Origin of the sequence: Streptomyces sp. NPDC002467, assembly GCF_042889825.1 — a bacterium.
Taxonomy (GTDB): domain Bacteria; phylum Actinomycetota; class Actinomycetes; order Streptomycetales; family Streptomycetaceae; genus Streptomyces.
In genome coordinates, this window is record NZ_JBIARJ010000012.1 from 173,343 (window position 1) to 189,513 (window position 16,171).

General features: G+C 70.4%; 15 protein-coding genes. 8 read left to right on the forward strand and 7 right to left on the reverse strand.

The features are described 5' to 3' along the window. Window positions 1–18 precede the first annotated feature (18 nt). Entirely contained in the window at window positions 19–1,197 is a 1,179-nt protein-coding gene (locus ACFYYJ_RS24865) for a spermidine/putrescine ABC transporter substrate-binding protein (protein ID WP_389135528.1), read from the forward strand. Window positions 1,198–1,273: 76 nt separating this feature from the next. Continuing rightward, window positions 1,274–1,783: a hypothetical protein gene (locus ACFYYJ_RS24870; RefSeq protein WP_389135531.1), complete on the forward strand. Its 510-nt coding sequence runs from the start codon at window positions 1,274–1,276 to the stop codon at window positions 1,781–1,783. Here ACFYYJ_RS24870 and ACFYYJ_RS24875 read toward each other — a convergent pair. The 5 genes from ACFYYJ_RS24875 to ACFYYJ_RS24895 form a co-directional block, all read right to left on the reverse strand. Further along, the gene (locus ACFYYJ_RS24875) at window positions 1,750–2,949 is read right to left on the reverse strand and encodes a serine hydrolase domain-containing protein (protein WP_389135532.1); all 1,200 of its coding nucleotides are present in this window, start codon (window positions 2,947–2,949) and stop codon (window positions 1,750–1,752) included. The genes ACFYYJ_RS24870 and ACFYYJ_RS24875 overlap by 34 nt on opposite strands. Before the next feature lie 147 nt (window positions 2,950–3,096). Further along, window positions 3,097–3,816 carry a response regulator gene (locus tag ACFYYJ_RS24880; RefSeq protein WP_385358592.1) on the reverse strand — a complete coding sequence of 240 codons (720 nt, stop codon included), beginning with the start codon at window positions 3,814–3,816 and terminating at the stop codon, window positions 3,097–3,099. Further along, entirely contained in the window at window positions 3,813–4,985 is a 1,173-nt protein-coding gene (locus tag ACFYYJ_RS24885; protein WP_385358594.1) for a sensor histidine kinase, read from the reverse strand. Before ACFYYJ_RS24885 ends, ACFYYJ_RS24880 begins: the two co-directional genes overlap by 4 nt. After that, complete coding sequence (locus tag ACFYYJ_RS24890; protein ID WP_389135535.1) at window positions 4,982–5,671, reverse strand: glycerophosphodiester phosphodiesterase; 690 nt, start codon at window positions 5,669–5,671, stop codon at window positions 4,982–4,984. Before ACFYYJ_RS24890 ends, ACFYYJ_RS24885 begins: the two co-directional genes overlap by 4 nt. 21 nt (window positions 5,672–5,692) lie before the next feature. Continuing rightward, the gene (locus tag ACFYYJ_RS24895) at window positions 5,693–6,718 is read right to left on the reverse strand and encodes an adenosine deaminase (RefSeq protein ID WP_385124352.1); all 1,026 of its coding nucleotides are present in this window, start codon (window positions 6,716–6,718) and stop codon (window positions 5,693–5,695) included. Between the two features lie 110 nt (window positions 6,719–6,828). Here ACFYYJ_RS24895 and ACFYYJ_RS24900 point away from each other — a divergent pair, with 110 nt between their 5' ends. Further along, window positions 6,829–7,536 (forward strand): hypothetical protein, encoded by a 708-nt coding sequence (locus ACFYYJ_RS24900; RefSeq protein WP_389135538.1) that lies wholly within the window; start codon window positions 6,829–6,831, stop codon window positions 7,534–7,536. 22 nt (window positions 7,537–7,558) lie between these two features. Here ACFYYJ_RS24900 and ACFYYJ_RS24905 read toward each other — a convergent pair whose 3' ends face one another. Beyond that, the gene (locus tag ACFYYJ_RS24905; RefSeq protein WP_389135541.1) at window positions 7,559–9,160 is read right to left on the reverse strand and encodes a TROVE domain-containing protein; all 1,602 of its coding nucleotides are present in this window, start codon (window positions 9,158–9,160) and stop codon (window positions 7,559–7,561) included. Between the two features lie 455 nt (window positions 9,161–9,615). Continuing rightward, a complete protein-coding gene (locus tag ACFYYJ_RS24910) occupies window positions 9,616–10,188 on the reverse strand; it encodes an NADAR family protein (RefSeq protein WP_385124413.1) in 573 nt (190 codons plus the stop codon). Window positions 10,189–10,382: 194 nt separating this feature from the next. Between ACFYYJ_RS24910 and ACFYYJ_RS24915 the strand changes: the two genes are divergently transcribed. From ACFYYJ_RS24915 to ACFYYJ_RS24935, 5 genes are all read left to right on the forward strand, one after another. Next, window positions 10,383–11,897, forward strand: coding sequence for a gamma-aminobutyraldehyde dehydrogenase (locus ACFYYJ_RS24915; RefSeq protein ID WP_385124412.1), 1,515 nt, complete (start codon window positions 10,383–10,385; stop codon window positions 11,895–11,897). Window positions 11,898–11,945: 48 nt separating this feature from the next. Further along, complete coding sequence (locus ACFYYJ_RS24920; RefSeq protein WP_385124345.1) at window positions 11,946–13,196, forward strand: spermidine/putrescine ABC transporter substrate-binding protein; 1,251 nt, start codon at window positions 11,946–11,948, stop codon at window positions 13,194–13,196. A 76-nt stretch (window positions 13,197–13,272) separates the two neighbouring features. Then, a complete protein-coding gene (locus tag ACFYYJ_RS24925) occupies window positions 13,273–14,421 on the forward strand; it encodes an ABC transporter ATP-binding protein (RefSeq protein WP_389135543.1) in 1,149 nt (382 codons plus the stop codon). Further along, window positions 14,418–15,347 (forward strand): ABC transporter permease, encoded by a 930-nt coding sequence (locus ACFYYJ_RS24930; RefSeq protein ID WP_385358604.1) that lies wholly within the window; start codon window positions 14,418–14,420, stop codon window positions 15,345–15,347. The genes ACFYYJ_RS24925 and ACFYYJ_RS24930 overlap by 4 nt, the downstream gene beginning before the upstream one ends. After that, entirely contained in the window at window positions 15,347–16,156 is an 810-nt protein-coding gene (locus ACFYYJ_RS24935; RefSeq protein ID WP_385358607.1) for an ABC transporter permease, read from the forward strand. Before ACFYYJ_RS24930 ends, ACFYYJ_RS24935 begins: the two co-directional genes overlap by 1 nt. The last annotated feature ends 15 nt before the right edge of the window (window positions 16,157–16,171 follow it).

Genomic DNA, 16,171 nt, shown 5'->3' on the forward strand with positions numbered 1-16,171 from the left:
TTCACCGAGGCTTTGGCCATGCCTCGACTCGACTTCTCCCGCCGCGACGCGCTGCGCGGCCTCGGTGCCGCGGGCCTGCTCGCCGCCCTCACCGGCTGCGGCGTCCCCGCCGCCTACGTCCCGGAAGAGCAGCGCGCGGGCGCGGACCGCTCCGAGCGGGAGCAGAGCGTGGTCTTCTCCAACTGGCCGCTCTACATCGACACCGACGACGAGGACGAGGAGAGCCGGCCGACGCTGGACTCCTTCTCGGAGCGCACCGGGATCGAGGTCCGGTACTCCGAGGAGATCAACGACAACGACGAGTTCTTCGGCAAGATCAGCCCCGCCCTGATGAACCACCAGGAGACCGGCCACGACCTGGTCGTGGTCAGCGACTGGATGGCCGCCCGCTTCGTCCACCTGGGTTGGGCCCAGAAGATGGACCGCTCGGCGCAGTCCAACGTCTCCCGCAACCTGGACCCGCAGCTGCGTTCCCCCGTCTTCGACGAGGGCCGACTGCACACCGTCCCCTGGCAGTCGGGGATCACCGGCATCGCCTACAACCGCAAGGCCCTGGGCCGCGAGATCAAATCGGTCAAGGACCTGTGGCACACGGACCTCGCGGGCAAGGTCACCCTCTTCTCCGGCCTCGACGAGTCCTTCTCGCTGCTGATGCAGGGCAACGGGGTGGACGTCACCCGTTGGACCGACTCCGACTACCACCGGGTGTGCGACCAGGTCGAGGAGCTCGTGCGCAAGAAGCACATCCGCCGCTTCACCGGCAACGACTACACCTCCGATCTGAGCAAGGGCGACGTCCTGGCCTGTCAGGCCTACTCCGGCGACGTCATCCAGCTCCAGGCCGACAACCCCGACATCGAGTTCGTGGTCCCCGAGGAGGGTGCCGAACTCTGGGCGGAAAGCCTGCTCATCCCCAACCTCGCCCGCCACAAGGCCAATGCCGAGGCCCTGATCGACCACTATTACGAGCCGGAGACGGCCGCGGCGCTCGCCGCCTCGGTCAACTACGTCTGCCCCGTCCCGGCGGCCCGCGAGGTCCTGGCCGGATCCGACGACAAGGAGACCGCCGAACTGGCCGAGAACCCGCTGATCTTCCCCGACGACGAGATGCGCAAGCGGCTGGCCGTCGCCCGTGGCATCTCCACCGCCGAGCGCCGCACCTTCGCCAAGCGCTGGAACGCGATCGTCGGACTCTGAGCCGGGCCCATCGGTCGATTGAACACGTTCAGAGATTTGGCTGAACGTGTTCAATTCCAGGTGTACGCTTCCTTCCATGAGCGAGAGAAGCGCCCTTGAGCGGCGCATACGCGCCTGGCTGGTCCTGTTCCTCGTCTGCCTGGTGCTGAGCGGACTCACCGCCTTCCCCCTGGTGAGCGAACTCCGTTGGGCCAACGCCCTGGTGGACAACGAGTGGCTCCGACGGGTCGGCGACGGGCTGGAGCGGGCCGATGCCGAGTACCCCTTCCTCCTCTACGGCACGGACTGGCTCGCCTTCGCCCACCTGGTGATCGCGGTGTTCTTCTACGGCGTCCACCGCGACCCCGTCCGCAACATCTGGATCGTCGAAGCCGGCATGGTCGCCTGCGCCGGCATCATCCCGCTCGCCCTGATCTGCGGACCGATCCGCGGGATACCCGTCTGGTGGAGCGTCATCGACATGTCGTTCGGCGTCTTCGGAGTGATCCCCCTGCTGGTCCTGCGCCGCATGATCAAGCGGCTGGAGGTCCTGCAAGAGGCCGATGGCCCGCGCTACTTGGCGAAGGCCGCACCGATGATGCCGTAGCCCACGGCATTCATGTCCCGGCCCTTGGCGTCGGTGGCGTTCACCGAGTACACCAGTGTGCGCGACAGGTCGCGGGTGCCGCCGATGACCGTGCTGTAGCCGTACCGGGAGCCCGTCTTGCCGTAGAGCTTCGTGCCGTCCGGGAGCACGAACTCCTTCATGCCGGCCGTCTGCACGGCGTGTTCGCCGTTCGCGGCGTCCGTCACGTCGGGGACGGTGAACATCTCCTCCAGCTGCGTCTTCGGTACCACCCGGCCGGCGAACAGGGCCGTCGTGAACCGCTCCAGGTCCGCCGTCGTCGACATCAGGTCCCCCGCCGCCCAGTTGGACGAGGAGTTCCAATCCGACACGTCGACCAGCGTGCGGCTGCCGTCGGCCCCCACCACCGCCTGATAGCCGTGGTTGTACGGACCCGGTATGCGGTTCTGGGTACGGGCCGGGAACGAGGTGTGGCGCAGGCCCAGCGGCTTGATGATCCGGTCCCCGACGGCCTTCTCGTACGTCGTCCCCGTCACCTTCTCGATCAGCACGCCCAGCACCGTGTAGTGGATGTTGCTGTAACGCTGCTTCTCACCGGGCCTGAACTCCGGCCCCTTCGCCACCGCGTTGGCGATCAGCGCGTGCGGGTCGACCAGGTCGAAGCGGTGGGCGTACTCGTCCTGGAAGGTGTCTCCGGGACCGTCGGCGGACTGCAGGCCGCTCGTGTAGTTCAGCAGCCGGCGCACCGTCACCGGCTCGAACCCGGGCAGCAGCCCCGGGAGGTACTCCTGCACCGGCCGGTCCAGGTCCACCTTGCCCTCGGCTGCCAGCTGGAGCACCACCGCCGCCGTGAAGGTCTTCGTCACCGAACCGGCCCGGAAACGGGCGTCCTCCACCGCCGCGCGCCCGCTGCGGACGTCCGCGACGCCCGCCGCGCCCCGCCAGCTGCCGCTCGTACCGCCCACCCGGACCAGCGCGGCCGTCGCGTCCTTGTTCTGCGGTCCGACCCCGGCGATCGCCTTCCGCAGGGCCGCCGCGTCCGGCGGCGTGGAGAAGACCGGGGACGCGGCCGGAGCCGAAACCGGCGTCGGCGCCGGAGCCGGAGCGGCCTGGGCGGCGGCCGCCGGACCGGCGACGATGCCCAGGACCAGAGCGGCGGCGACCAGCGTGCGCGTACGTGCCTTCATGACGTTCCCCCTGTGTGCGACCCGCGGGGCCCGCTGCCCCCCGATGACTCAATGCTGCAGGTCGCAGGGGCCGTTGCGGATCACCACCAAGAGGGGTCTTCAGCGGTACGACAACTCACCGGCACGGGGGAGTCGGCCCGCCGCCCCTCACCCGCCAGAGGGAGATACCGCAGAGGGATCCGCCGAGCCCGCCGAGCCCGGAGCCCCCGCCGCGATCAGCCCCGTCTCGTACGCGCAGATCACCGCCTGGATCCGGTCCCGCAGCCCCAGCTTCGCCAGCACGTTCCCCACATGGGACTTCACCGTGTGCTCGCTCACCACCAGCGCCGCCGCGATCTCCGCGTTCGACAGCCCGCGCCCCAGATGCACCAGGGTCTCCCGCTCCCGGGCCGTCAGCGCCTCCAGCCGCTCCGCAGCCGCCGGGGACACGACCGGCTGCCGGGCCGTCGCCGCCGTGTACTCCTCGATCAACCGCCGCGCCACCGAAGGCGCCAGCAGCGACTCGCCCGCCGCCACCACCCGTACCGCGTGCACCAGATCGTCCCGCCGCACGTCCTTCAGCAGGAACCCGCTCGCCCCCGCGTGCAGCGCCTCGTAGACGTACTCGTCCGAGTCGAAGGTCGTCAGCATCACCGTCCGGCACGCGCTGCGCGCCGAGATCGCCCGGCAGGCCTCGATCCCGTCCAGCACCGGCATCCTGACGTCCAGGAGCGCCACGTCGGGGGCGAGCCGCTCCACCGCCGACACCGCCTCCGCCCCGTTCCCGACCTCCGCCACGACCTCGATGTCCTCCTGGACGTCCAGGATCATCGCGAACCCGCTGCGCACCAGCTCCTGGTCGTCCGCCACCACCACACGGATCGTCAATTCCCCACCTCCAGCGGTGAGGTTACAAGCACCGTGAAGCCGCGCCCGTCCGCCCCCGGTCCGGTCCACGCCGTCCCGCCGTGCGCCGCCGCCCGCTCGCGGATCCCGATCAGCCCGTGCCCGCCCGCGCCGCCGCCGGACGGTCCCCGGCCGTCGTCCGTGACCCGCACCGCGAGCTCCCGCGCCCCGTACTCCAGACGTATGTCCACCGCCGTGGCCCCCGCGTGCTTCACCACGTTGGTCAGCGCCTCCTGCACCACCCGGTGCACCGTCGCCTCCAGCGCGGCCGGCAGCCCGCGCACCTCGCCCGTGCGCTCGTACGACACCGCCAGCCCGCTCGCCCGCACCCGGTCCACCAGCGCCGGCAGTTCCCCGATCCCCGGCTGCGGAGCGCGCGGAGCCGATTCCTCCGCCCGCAGCACTCCCAGGATCGTCCGGAGCTGGGCCATCGCGTCCCGGCCCGTCTCGGCGATCGCCTCGAAAGCAGCCTCCGCACGCTCCGGGGCCCGGCGCACCGCCACCGGACCGGCCTCCGCCTGCACGATCATGATGCTGACGGCGTGCGAGAGGATGTCGTGCATCTCCCGCGCGATGCGCGCCCGTTCGCGGGCCGCCGCCTGCTCCGCCTCGATCCGGTTCGCCCGTTCCAACTGCGCCGCCCGGTCCAGGGCCGCCTCCGTGTACGCCAGCCGCGTGGCCTGGAGCCGCCCCAGCGCGAACGCCGACGCGAACACGAACAGCGCGAACAACAGCTCCCTGGCCGTGCCCGTGTTGAGCCCGACGGACACGGCGATCACCACGACCAGGGCCGCCCCGACGGCCAGCCGTTCCCGCGGCGGCCGCAGCAGGGCGATCGAGTAGACGCAGATCAGGCCCGCGTACGGCAACGGCTGCCCGGGACCGTCCAGCACCGTCCGGTAGAGGTAGCCGGCCGCGATCACCCCGAGGAGAGCCGCCGTGGGCGCCCGCCGCCGCCACACCAGCGGCAGGTTGCCCAGTGTGGTCAGCAGGTACGCGGCCCAGGTCGCCGGTGAGTCCTCGGGATCGCGGGGCACCACGAAGGGGATGGTCGTCGCCACCTGCACCAGCAGCGTCAGCCCCACGTCCTGCCAGCGCGGATCCGCCCGTACGACCCGCTCGCGCAGGCGCTCGCCGAGCCCGCCCGTCACTGCCCGAGCCCGGCGCGTACGGCGGCCAGCGCGTCCAGGCGGTTCGTGGTGATGGAATCGACGCCGGCCGCGACCAGCGCCCGCATCGTCCTCTTGGTGTCCGCCGTCCACGCCGACACCAGCAGCCCGTCCCGGTGCAGCGCCTCCGTCAGCTCCCGGCTCACCAGCCCGAAGCGGTAGTTGAGCCAGCGCGGGGACACCGCGTCGATCAGCACCCGGCGCGGCGGCGACAGCGTGGTCCAGGTCAGGGCGATCTCCGCGGCCGGATCGGCGGCGCGGACGGCCAGCATGGTGTTCGGGCCCGCGCAGTAGTACGTCCGCTCGCGGGCCCCGCACTCCTGGACCTGGCCCACGACCGTGCGCACCGACTCCGCCGTGGCACCTGGCAGATCGATCATCAGCCGGCCCGCCCCGGCCTCCATCAGCGCTTCGCGCAGGGTCGGGACGCCGCCTCCGGTGAGCTCCCGCAACCGCGGGGCCGTGACGGCGTCCAGGCGCACGTCGTGGCCCCACAGCCGCTGGAGCGTTTCGTCATGGAGCAGGACCGGCACCCCGTCGAGGGTCAGCCGGACGTCGATCTCGACCGCGTCCGCCCCGCGCGCGAACGCGGAGCGGATCGAGGCCAGGGTGTTCTCACGGACACGGTAGGGATCGCCGCGGTGACCGACGGCAGTAAGGGTGCGCATGCGCCCATTGTCGACGGGGCGTCAGCGCGCCAGCCAGGCGGTGGTGTACGTGTCGATCTCGGCGCTCAGCGCAGCCTTGCCTGCGTCGTCCAGGAAGGAGGCCTCGACGGCGTTCTTCGCGAGCCGGGCCACCCCGCGCTCGTCGAGATCGAGGAGGCGCGCGGCCACCGCGTACTCGTTGTTGAGGTCCGAGCCGAACATCGGCGGGTCGTCGCTGTTGATGGTGACGAGCACGCCCGCCGCGACCATCTCCTTGACCGGGTGCTGGTCGAGGTCCGCGACCGCGCGCGTGGCGATGTTGGAGGTCGGGCAGACCTCCAGCGCGATGCGGTGCTCGGCGAGGTACGCGAGGAGTTCCGGGTCCTGGGTGGCGCTGGTGCCGTGACCGATGCGCTCGGCGCCCAGCTCGCGGATGGCGTCCCAGATGGTCTCGGGGCCGGTGGTCTCGCCCGCGTGCGGCACGCTGCGCAGGCCGGCGGCGCGGGCGGCGTCGAAGTACGGCTTGAACTGCGGGCGCGGGACGCCGATCTCGGGGCCGCCGAGGCCGAAGGAGACCAGCCCCTCGGGGCGGAGGTCGACGGCGAGGCGGGCGGTCTCGGCGGCGGCCTCCAGGCCGGCCTCGCCGGGAATGTCGAAGCACCAGCGCAGGACGACGCCGAGCTCGGCCTCGGCGGCCTTGCGGGCGTCCTCGATGGCGTCCATGAAGGCCTTCGCGTCGATGCCGCGGCGGGTGGAGGAGTACGGGGTGATGGTCAGCTCGGCGTAGCGGATGTTCTGCCGGGCCATGTCGCGGGCGACCTCGAAGGTCAGCAGTCGGACGTCCTCGGGCGTGCGGATCAGGTCCACGACCGACAGGTAGACGTCGATGAAGTGCGCGAAGTCCGTGAAGGTGAAGTAGTCGGCGAGCGCCTCGGGGTCGGTGGGGACCTTCGAGTCCGGGTGCCGGGACGCGAGCTCGGCGACGATGCGCGGCGACGCGGAGCCGACGTGGTGGACGTGGAGTTCCGCCTTGGGCAGCCCCGCGATGAAGGGGTGCAGGTCGGTCATGGGGATGCCTCCGGAAAAGACGCTGGTGCGGGCAGGTCGGCCTTCATCGTAGGCAGACCGGTGACCGTCGGTGGCAGCGCTTAGCATGGCTGTACGAGAGGGGGCTCCGTATGACCGAGAACAGTCCCGAGCCGCGAGACCCGTGGGCTCCGCCGGAGCGGCCGCCGGTGGAGTTGGCCAAGCCGCAGGACACGCACGGGATGTCGGGCGCTCCGGGCGTGTCGGGTCCGCCGTCGGTGCACGACCAGCAGACGGTCGTCGGGCTGCCGGGGGCCGAGGCCCCCGCGGGGTTCCCCGCGTCCGGACCCGCTCCCACCGCGTCCGCCGCGTACGGCTATCCGTCGCAGCCCGACCCGAACGGCCACGGCTACGCCCACCCCGGTGCCGGCCCCGCCCAGCCGACGTACGGGTACCCCGGCCAGCCCGGGTATCCGGGCCAGGCGGGGTATCCGGGCCAGGCGGGGTACCCGGGTTACGCCGCGTACCAGCCCTACGGCATGCCGAAGAGCAACGGCTTCGGCGTCACCGGCCTCGTCCTCGGCATCCTCTCCGTGGTGGGCTGCGTCACCAGCTTCATAGCCGTCGCCATCGGCATCGCGGCCGTGGTCTTCGGCGCCCTGGGCAAGGGCAAGGCGAACCGAGGCGAGGCCGACAACGGCGGGATGGCGCTGGCCGGCATCATCCTCGGCGCCATCGGCATCGTGCTCGGAGGCCTGATGCTCGTCCTGGGCATCAAGACGCTCATGGACCAGGGCCCGCTCCCCGGCACCCGCTACGACAGCCCGTACTCGAACTCCCAGGACCGCGAGAGGGTCTGAGCGGACCCCGGCACGGGTCCGCCTAGGCCCACGGCCAGTCGGCGTCCCGGCCCGCCTCGATCAGCGACACCATGCGGAACGCCCCGTCGGTGAGCCCGCCGAAGGCGTGCCGGTTCGCGGAACCGGAGGGCGCGTGGCCCACTCGGTACCCGGCCAGGTTCCAGGTGTACACCGGTACCGTGCCGGGCACCTCCTGGGTCGGGTCGCCGCCGTATCCGTACGAGGCGGCCTGCTCGTCGGTGACGATCAGCACCCGGTCGTGCCCCCGGTAGTGCTCCCTCACGGCCTGGGCCGTGTAGGTGCCGCCGAGGTCCCCGAACCGCTCCAGCACCTTCAGCACGGACTCGCCCCGGGTGTAGGGGACCGCCGCGCTCGTCGTGCCGAACTGCACCAGGTCGGCGTTCTCGGCCCGCAGCGCCAGTGCCGTGCCGAAGACGGCCGCGGCGTCCGCCCGGTTGAGCTGGGAGCGGTCGGACAGCGGGCTCCACATCGACCCGGACCGGTCGACGAGCACCAGTGTCCGGCCGGTCAGCGCCGGTACGTTGGCCAGCGAGTGCCCCAGCGCCCGCTCCAGCGGGTACGCCCAGCGCAGCGAGGGCGCGTGCTGGTAGGCCGCCAGGTAGCGGAAGGGGAACTGCCGCGACCGGGCGACGACCTCCGGGTCGGAGATCTTCGCCGCGACCCGTGCGGCCACCTCGTCCGAGACCCCGGCGTGGTCGAAGTTGCGCAGGTTGCGCAGCAGCGCCATCGCACCCATCGACGGGATGACCGCCTCCCAGGCGGCCGCGTCCATCGGCCCCTGAAGCCATCCGGCGAGCGCCTCCCAGGTCATGCCCGCCTCGGCGAGGCGCTCCGCGCCGTCCGGGGCGAGCACCACACCGCGCCGCTCCGCGACGGGCAGCTCCATCAGCGCCCGGTGGGCGGCGAGGGTGCGGTCGCCCTCCGGGACCCGCGCGTCCTCGGGGTGGTGCCGGCGGTCGAGGGCGTGCCGGAAGAGCTCTCCCTGCCAGGGCTTGGCCGGGTCGGGGGAGGCGTGCACGAGGTTGAGGACGTCACCGAAGCGGTAGCCCTTGGACGCCGTGTCGTACTTCAGGAGGGAGGCCGAGGAGTAGAGCCGGCGCACGGCGTCGGCGATGCCGCGCTTGACGGGCTTGGGCACGTTGCGTCCGTGCGTGGCCGTCCAGTACGCGAGCAGCTCGCCGGGCTCGTCGGGGCGCTGCAGCACGGAGTCCACGACCTGGCGGTTCGAGGGCCCGTCGTCGGCGCCCGCGTCGAGGCGCGCCTTGACGTACTCGGCGGCGCCGACGATCGAGGCCGTCCGCATGTGCGCGTCCCCGCGGAGCCAGCGCAGCAGGCCGGCGGTCCACGCGGGGTCCTCCACGGCGAGCCGGCGCACGAGCGTGGCGAAGCGGTCGTCGCGGTTCTCGCCGCTCTCGTAGAAGGTCCGCTGCGTCACGAAGTTGGAGACGGCGAGCAGGAACAGCTCGGACCGCGGATCGCGTTCGTACCCGGGGCCGCCCTCGCGGGTGAGGGCGCGGGCGCGGCGGGTCGCGCGTACGGGCGAAGTGGGTGGAGCGGGCGCGGCGGGCGCCGCCTTGAGTGCGCGCAGGTTGAAACGAGCCATGGTGAATCCCCCCGAATTCAAAGGAAAGCGGGGAGGCCCGACGTGGGGGACGCCCGAGATCGAAGTCGGCGACGGACTGTGTCGACTGCTCTACCGGACTGAGCTACCGGCCGTGGCCGGGCGGGATTCGAACCCGCGACACGTTGATCCGGAAGTAACCGTCGCCTGCGCACCGGGCGTCCCCCACGCGTGCCTCCCGAGATCAAGGTGGCGGCGGCTTGGGATTCTCTTGGGAAAGAAGGAGCCGCAGCCCGCGCACCGGGAGGTGCGTGACGTGGGTGTCCAGAGATCGAGGTCGGCGAAACCAGAAGGTGCTCTGCCAACTGAGCTACACCGGCCCGAAGCCGGTGACGGGACTCGAACCCGCGGCCACCCCATTAACAGTGGAAGTAGGTCTCGCCTTCGCACCTGGACGAGCATCACGTTAGGTGCCGGGGCGGGGATCCACCACGCAATTACTTGGCGGCCCCGCCCGGTCCTTCGCCCCAACCGATCCGCTCGCGAGCCTCCATCAGGGCGAAACCGAGCAGGTTCAGCCCCCGCCAGCGGGCCGGGTCCAGGGTGCGCTCGTCGTCGGCCGCGAGTCCGATGCCCCAGATGCGGTCCAGCGGGCTGGCCTCGACCAGCACGCGGTTCCCCGTCCCCAGCAGGTACGCGGTGAGCTCCGGCGTGGAGGAGAACTTGTGCACACTGCCCTCCACCACGATCCCGTACCGCTCGCGCTCCCATATCGCGTCGTCGAAGCCGCGCACGAGCCGCCCGGCCTTCTTCGCCTCGGCCGGGGTCCGCGCTTCCAGGGCCGCCCGCTCCGCTTCCGCGTCCCCGAACAGCCGGGCCTTCGCGGCCATCATCCAGTGCTCCGCCGTGTCGTAGCGGACGTCACCCACAGTGAACTCGGACGGCCACCACTGGCTCAGGCAGCTCGGGCCGAGGCTTCCGTCGGGCCTCGGACGGTGTCCCCAGAACGGCAGGAACTTGACCCGCTCACCACGGCTGACCTGCTCCGTCAGCTTCTCGATCATCTCCATGCACGCGAGTCTGACAGTCGCCACTGACACTTCGTACGGGATTTCGGGCGTGCCTCGACACATGGTCGACCGATTCCGTCGCGTAATCAAAAGGCAACAGCGGAATCACTTGGCCGAGTGGTTCTCCTCTGTCAGGATCGGCACTCAATTCGGGCTTTAGCTCGAACTGTAGCTACGGAGAGCGTGAGAGCGTGATGGGCAACCGCTTCCAGGTCAAAGACCGCTTCGCAGACGGCGCGCAGTACATCGACGGACAGCTGAGGGCCGGGACATCCGGCCAGTCACACACCGTGGTCGATCCCGCCACCGGCAATGAGGTCCTCACCTACGAGCTGGCGAGCACCGCGGACGTCGACGAGGCCGTCGCCGCCGCCAAGCGGGCCTTCCCGGCCTGGTCCGGCGCCACCCCGGGCGAGCGCTCGGACGCGCTGCACCGGCTGGCCGCCGTGCTGGCCGAGCAGGCCGAGGACTTCGCGTACGCCGAGTCCCTCCAGTGCGGCAAGCCGATCAGGCTGTCCACGGAGTTCGACGTGCCGGGGACCATCGACAACACCGCCTTCTTCGCGGGCGCCGCCCGTCACCTCCAGGGGCAGGCGGCGGGGGAGTACTCGGGCGACCACACCTCCTACGTACGCCGTGAGGCCATCGGGGTCGTCGGCTCCATCGCGCCCTGGAACTATCCGCTCCAGATGGCCGCCTGGAAGATCCTCCCGGCGATCGCGGCGGGCAACACGATCGTCCTCAAGCCGGCCGAGCTCACCCCGCTGACCTCGCTGATGTTCGCGCAGGCGGCCAAGGAGGCGGGCCTGCCCGACGGCGTGATCAACATCGTCACGGGCGCCGGCCGCACGGCGGGCGAGCACCTGGTCGGCCACCCGGACGTCGTCATGACCTCCTTCACCGGCTCCACCGCGGTCGGCAAGCGGGTCGCCGAGGTCGCCACCGCCACCGTCAAGCGGCTCCACCTGGAGCTCGGTGGCAAGGCGCCCTTCGTGGTCTTCGACGACGCCGACGTGGAGGCGGCCGCCAACGGCGCCGTCGCCGCCTCCCTCATCAACACCGGCCAGGACTGCACGGCCGCCACCCGCGCCTACGTGCAGCGGCCGCTGCACGACGCCTTCGTCGCCCGCGTCGCCGAGCTGATGGAGACCGTACGCCTCGGCGACCCCTTCGCCGCCTCCACCGACCTCGGCCCGCTGGTCTCCCACGCCCAGCGCGACCGCGTCGCCGGTTTCGTCGAGCGGGCCCGGGACTACGCCACCGTCGTCACCGGCGGCGAGATCCCCGGCGGGGAGCTGGCCGAGGGCGCGTACTACCGGCCCACCCTGATCACCGGGGCCGCCCAGGACAGCGAGGTCGTCCAGTCCGAGATCTTCGGCCCGGTCCTCGTCGTCCTGCCCTTCGACACCGACGACGAGGGCATCGCACTGGCCAACGACACCCCGTACGGGCTCGCCGCCTCCGCCTGGAGCCGTGACCTGTACCGGGCGAACCGGGCCACCCGGGAGATCCAGGCCGGCTGCGTCTGGGTCAACGACCACATTCCGATCATCAGCGAGATGCCCCACGGCGGCTACAAGGCCAGCGGGTTCGGAAAGGACATGTCCGTCTACTCCTTCGAGGAGTACACGCAGGTCAAGCACGTGATGTTCGACAACACCGCGGTGGCCGCGAAGGACTGGCACCGCACGATCTTCGGGGACCGATAAAACGCCCACCGCCCGACCAGCGGTACACCTCCCGAAAGGGCATTGAGCATGGAGCAGTTCGAGCCCGACCGCCTCTCGGAGGCGCAACTCGCCGCGATGCGGCGCAGCCTCACCAGCGGGCGCGGCGCCCTCACCCGCCGCTCGTTGCTGCGCGCCTCCGGTGTCGGCGCGCTCACCCTCGGCGGTCTGTCCACCCTCGCCGGCTGTGGGATCCCGCCCGCCAAGCGCCAGGGGGACGCGGCAGCGGCGTCCGACGACCACTCGGCACAGGAGAAGGAGATCAACTTCTCCAACTGGACCGAGTACATGGACACCAGCGAGGACGAGAAGTCCCGTCCCACCCTCGAAGAGTTCGCCAAGCGGACCGGGATCAAGGTCAAGTACACCGAGGACATCAACGACAACGTCGAGTTCTTCGGCAAGATCAAGCCCCAGCTCGCCGCCGGCCAGGACACCGGCCGCGACCTGATCGTCGTCACCGACTGGCTCGCCGCGCGCATCATCCGCCTGGGCTGGGCGCAGAAGCTCGACCCGTCGAACCTGCCCCACGCCTACGCCAACCTGATCCCGCAGTTCCGCAACCCGGACTGGGACCCGGGCCGCGCCCACAGCTACCCCTGGACCGGCATCGACACCGTCATCGCCTACAACACGAAGGCCACCGACGGGAAGAAGGTCGACTCCGTCACCCAGCTCCTCGACGACCCCACCCTCAAGGGCCGGGTCGGCTTCCTCACGGAGATGCGCGACTCGGTCGGCATGACCCTGATCGACCAGGGCAAGGACCCGGCGAACTTCACCGACGCGGACTTCGACGCCGCCGTCGGACGCCTCCAGAAGGGCGTGGACACCAAGCAGATACGCCGCTTCACGGGCAACGACTACACCGCGGACCTCGACAAGGGCGACCTCGCGGCCTGTCTCGCCTGGGCGGGCGACGTCATCCAGCTCCAGGCCGGCAACCCGGACATCCAGTACGCGATCCCGGCCCCCGGCTACATCACCTCCAGCGACAACCTCCTGGTCCCCGCGCAGGCCAGGCACAAGGGCAACGCGGAGAAGCTCATCGACTACTACTACGAGCCCGAGGTCGCGGCCCAGCTGGCCGCCTTCATCAGCTACGTCTGCCCGGTCGAGGGCGTCAAGGACGAGCTCGCCAAGATCGATCCCGCGCTCGCGGACAACCCCCTGATCGTCCCGGACAAGGCGATGGCCGCCAAGGCGCACGCCTTCCGCTCCCTCACCAGTGAGGAAGAGACCGCGTACGAAGAGAAGTTCGCCAAGCTCATCGGCGCGTAGGCGCCCGGCACCCCGAGCCTCTTCGACGGCCCGGCCCACCTCCGACCCCTCGACCACACCACCCCGGGACCCATCCATGACTGACAAGACCGAGGGCGGCGACGTCCGCCTCTCCGGGATCAGCAAGCACTACGGCTCCTTCACCGCCGTGCAGCCGCTGGACCTCACCATCCCCCAGGGCTCCTTCTTCGCCCTGCTCGGCGCCTCGGGCTGCGGCAAGACGACCACCCTGCGCATGATCGCCGGCCTGGAGGACCCCTCCACCGGCACCGTCCACCTCGGCGACCGCGAGGTCACGGACCTGCCGCCGTACAAGCGCCCGGTGAACACGGTCTTCCAGAGCTACGCGCTCTTCCCGCACATGGACATCTTCGAGAACATCGCCTTCGGCCTGCGCCGCCGCGGCATCAAGTCGGTCAAGAAGCAGGTCGACGAGATGATCGACCTGGTCCAGCTCGGCGAGCACGCCCGCAAGAAGCCGCACCAGCTCTCCGGCGGCCAGCAGCAGCGCGTCGCCGTCGCCCGCGCCCTGATCAACCACCCGCAGGTGCTCCTCCTCGACGAGCCGCTCGGCGCCCTCGACCTCAAGCTGCGCCGCCAGATGCAGCTGGAGCTCAAGCGGATCCAGACCGAGGTCGGCATCACCTTCGTGCACGTCACGCACGACCAGGAGGAGGCCATGACCATGGCCGACACCGTGGCCGTGATGAACGGCGGCCGGGTCGAGCAGCTGGGCGCCCCCGCCGAGCTCTACGAGAACCCGGGCACCACCTTCGTCGCCAACTTCCTCGGCACCTCCAACCTCATCGAGGCCTCCGTGGAGTCCGCCGGATCCGACATAGCCGTCTCCGCCTCCGGTACGAAGCTGCGCCTGCCCGCGGCCCGCTGCTCGACCACCCCGCGCGCCGGCGGAAAGCTGCTGGTCGGAGTGCGCCCGGAGAAGATCTCCCTGGTCCACGCGGACGAGGAGCACTCGATAGCCGTCGGCCGCAACAAGATCACCGGCCGGATAGCCGCCACCTCCTTCATCGGCGTCTCCACCCAGTACGTGATCGACAGCCAGGTCTGCCCCGAGCTGGAGGTCTACGTCCAGAACATCGAGCGGGACGCCCGCCTGGTGCCCGGCGCCGAGGTCGTCCTGCACTGGAACCCCGAGCACACCTTCGGGCTGGACGCCGACCAGGACATCGACGCGGGCATCGAGACCGTCGAGGAGGGCGCGTGACCGCCACCGCCGCGCCGCCCCAGGCGCCCGCCTCGGCCGAACCGCCGGTGCACAAGCCGTCGGTGCGCAAGCGGCTGGTCCCGTACTGGCTGCTGCTCCCCGGCATCCTGTGGCTGCTGGTGTTCTTCGTACTGCCGATGGTCTACCAGGCCTCGACCTCGGTGCAGACGGGCTCCCTCGAAGAGGGCTTCAAGGTCACCTGGCACTTCCAGACCTACTGGGACGCCTTCACCGAGTACTACCCGCAGTTCCTGCGCTCCCTGGCCTACGCCGGCACGGCGACCGTGCTGTGCCTGCTGCTCGGGTACCCGTTGGCCTACCTGATCGCCTTCAGGGCGGGCCGCTGGCGCAACCTGCTGCTGGTCCTGGTCATCGCCCCGTTCTTCACCAGCTTCCTGATCCGCACGCTGGCCTGGAAGACGATCCTGGCCGACGGCGGCCCGGTGGTCGGCGTCCTCAACAAGATCGGCTTCCTCGACGTCACCAGCTGGCTCGGGATGACCGAGGGTGACCGGGTACTGGCCACGCCGCTCGCGGTCGTCTGCGGTCTGACGTACAACTTCCTCCCCTTCATGATCCTGCCGCTGTACTCCTCGCTGGAGCGCATCGACACCCGCCTCCACGAGGCGGCCGGGGACCTGTACGCGAAGCCGGCCACGGTCTTCCGCAAGGTCACCTTCCCGCTCTCCATGCCGGGCGTGGTCTCCGGGACCCTGCTCACGTTCATCCCGGCGAGCGGCGACTACGTGAACGCCGAACTGCTCGGCTCCACGGACACCCGCATGATCGGCAACGTCATCCAGTCGCAGTACCTGCGGATCCTCGACTACCCGACGGCGGCCGCGCTGTCCTTCATCCTCATGGCCATCGTGCTGATCATGGTCACCATCTACATCCGCCGTGCGGGGACGGAGGACCTGGTCTGATGCGCAAGACTCCACTCGCCTGGCTGCGGCGCAACCTGGTGGTCATCGCAGGTCTCGGCACGCTCGCCTACCTGATCCTGCCCAACGTCGTCGTCACCGTCTTCTCCTTCAACAACCCGACGGGACGGTTCAACTACTCCTGGCAGGAGTTCTCGCTCGACGCCTGGAAGGACCCGTGCGGGGTCGCCGACATGTGCGGCTCGCTCTCGCTCTCGCTCCAGATCGCCCTGTGGTCCACCATCGTGGCCACCGCACTGGGCACCGCGATCGCCTTCGCGATGGTGCGCTACCGCTTCAAGGCGCGCGGCGCGGTCAACTCGCTGATCTTCCTGCCCATGGCCATGCCGGAGATCGTGATGGCGGCCTCGCTGCTCGCGCTCTTCCTGAACATGGGCATCGAGCTGGGCTTCTGGACGATCCTGATCGCCCACATCATGTTCTGCCTCAGCTTCGTCGTCGCCGCCGTCAAGGCGCGCGTGCTGTCCATGGACCCGCGCCTGGAGGAAGCCGCCCGCGACCTCTACGCGGGCCCGGTGCAGACCTTCGTACGGGTCACCCTGCCGATCGCCGCACCCGGTATCGCGGCGGGCGCGCTGCTCTCCTTCGCGCTCTCGTTCGACGACTTCATCATCACCAATTTCAACTCGGGCAACACCGTCACCTTCCCCATGTTCGTGTGGGGATCGGCCCAGCGCGGTACGCCTGTACAGATCAACGTCATCGGCACGGCGATGTTCGTCATCGCGGTGCTGGTGGTCCTCGCCGGCCAGATGGTCGGCAACCGCCGCAAGAAGGCACAGCCCAAGTAACACCCTGTAGGGAGT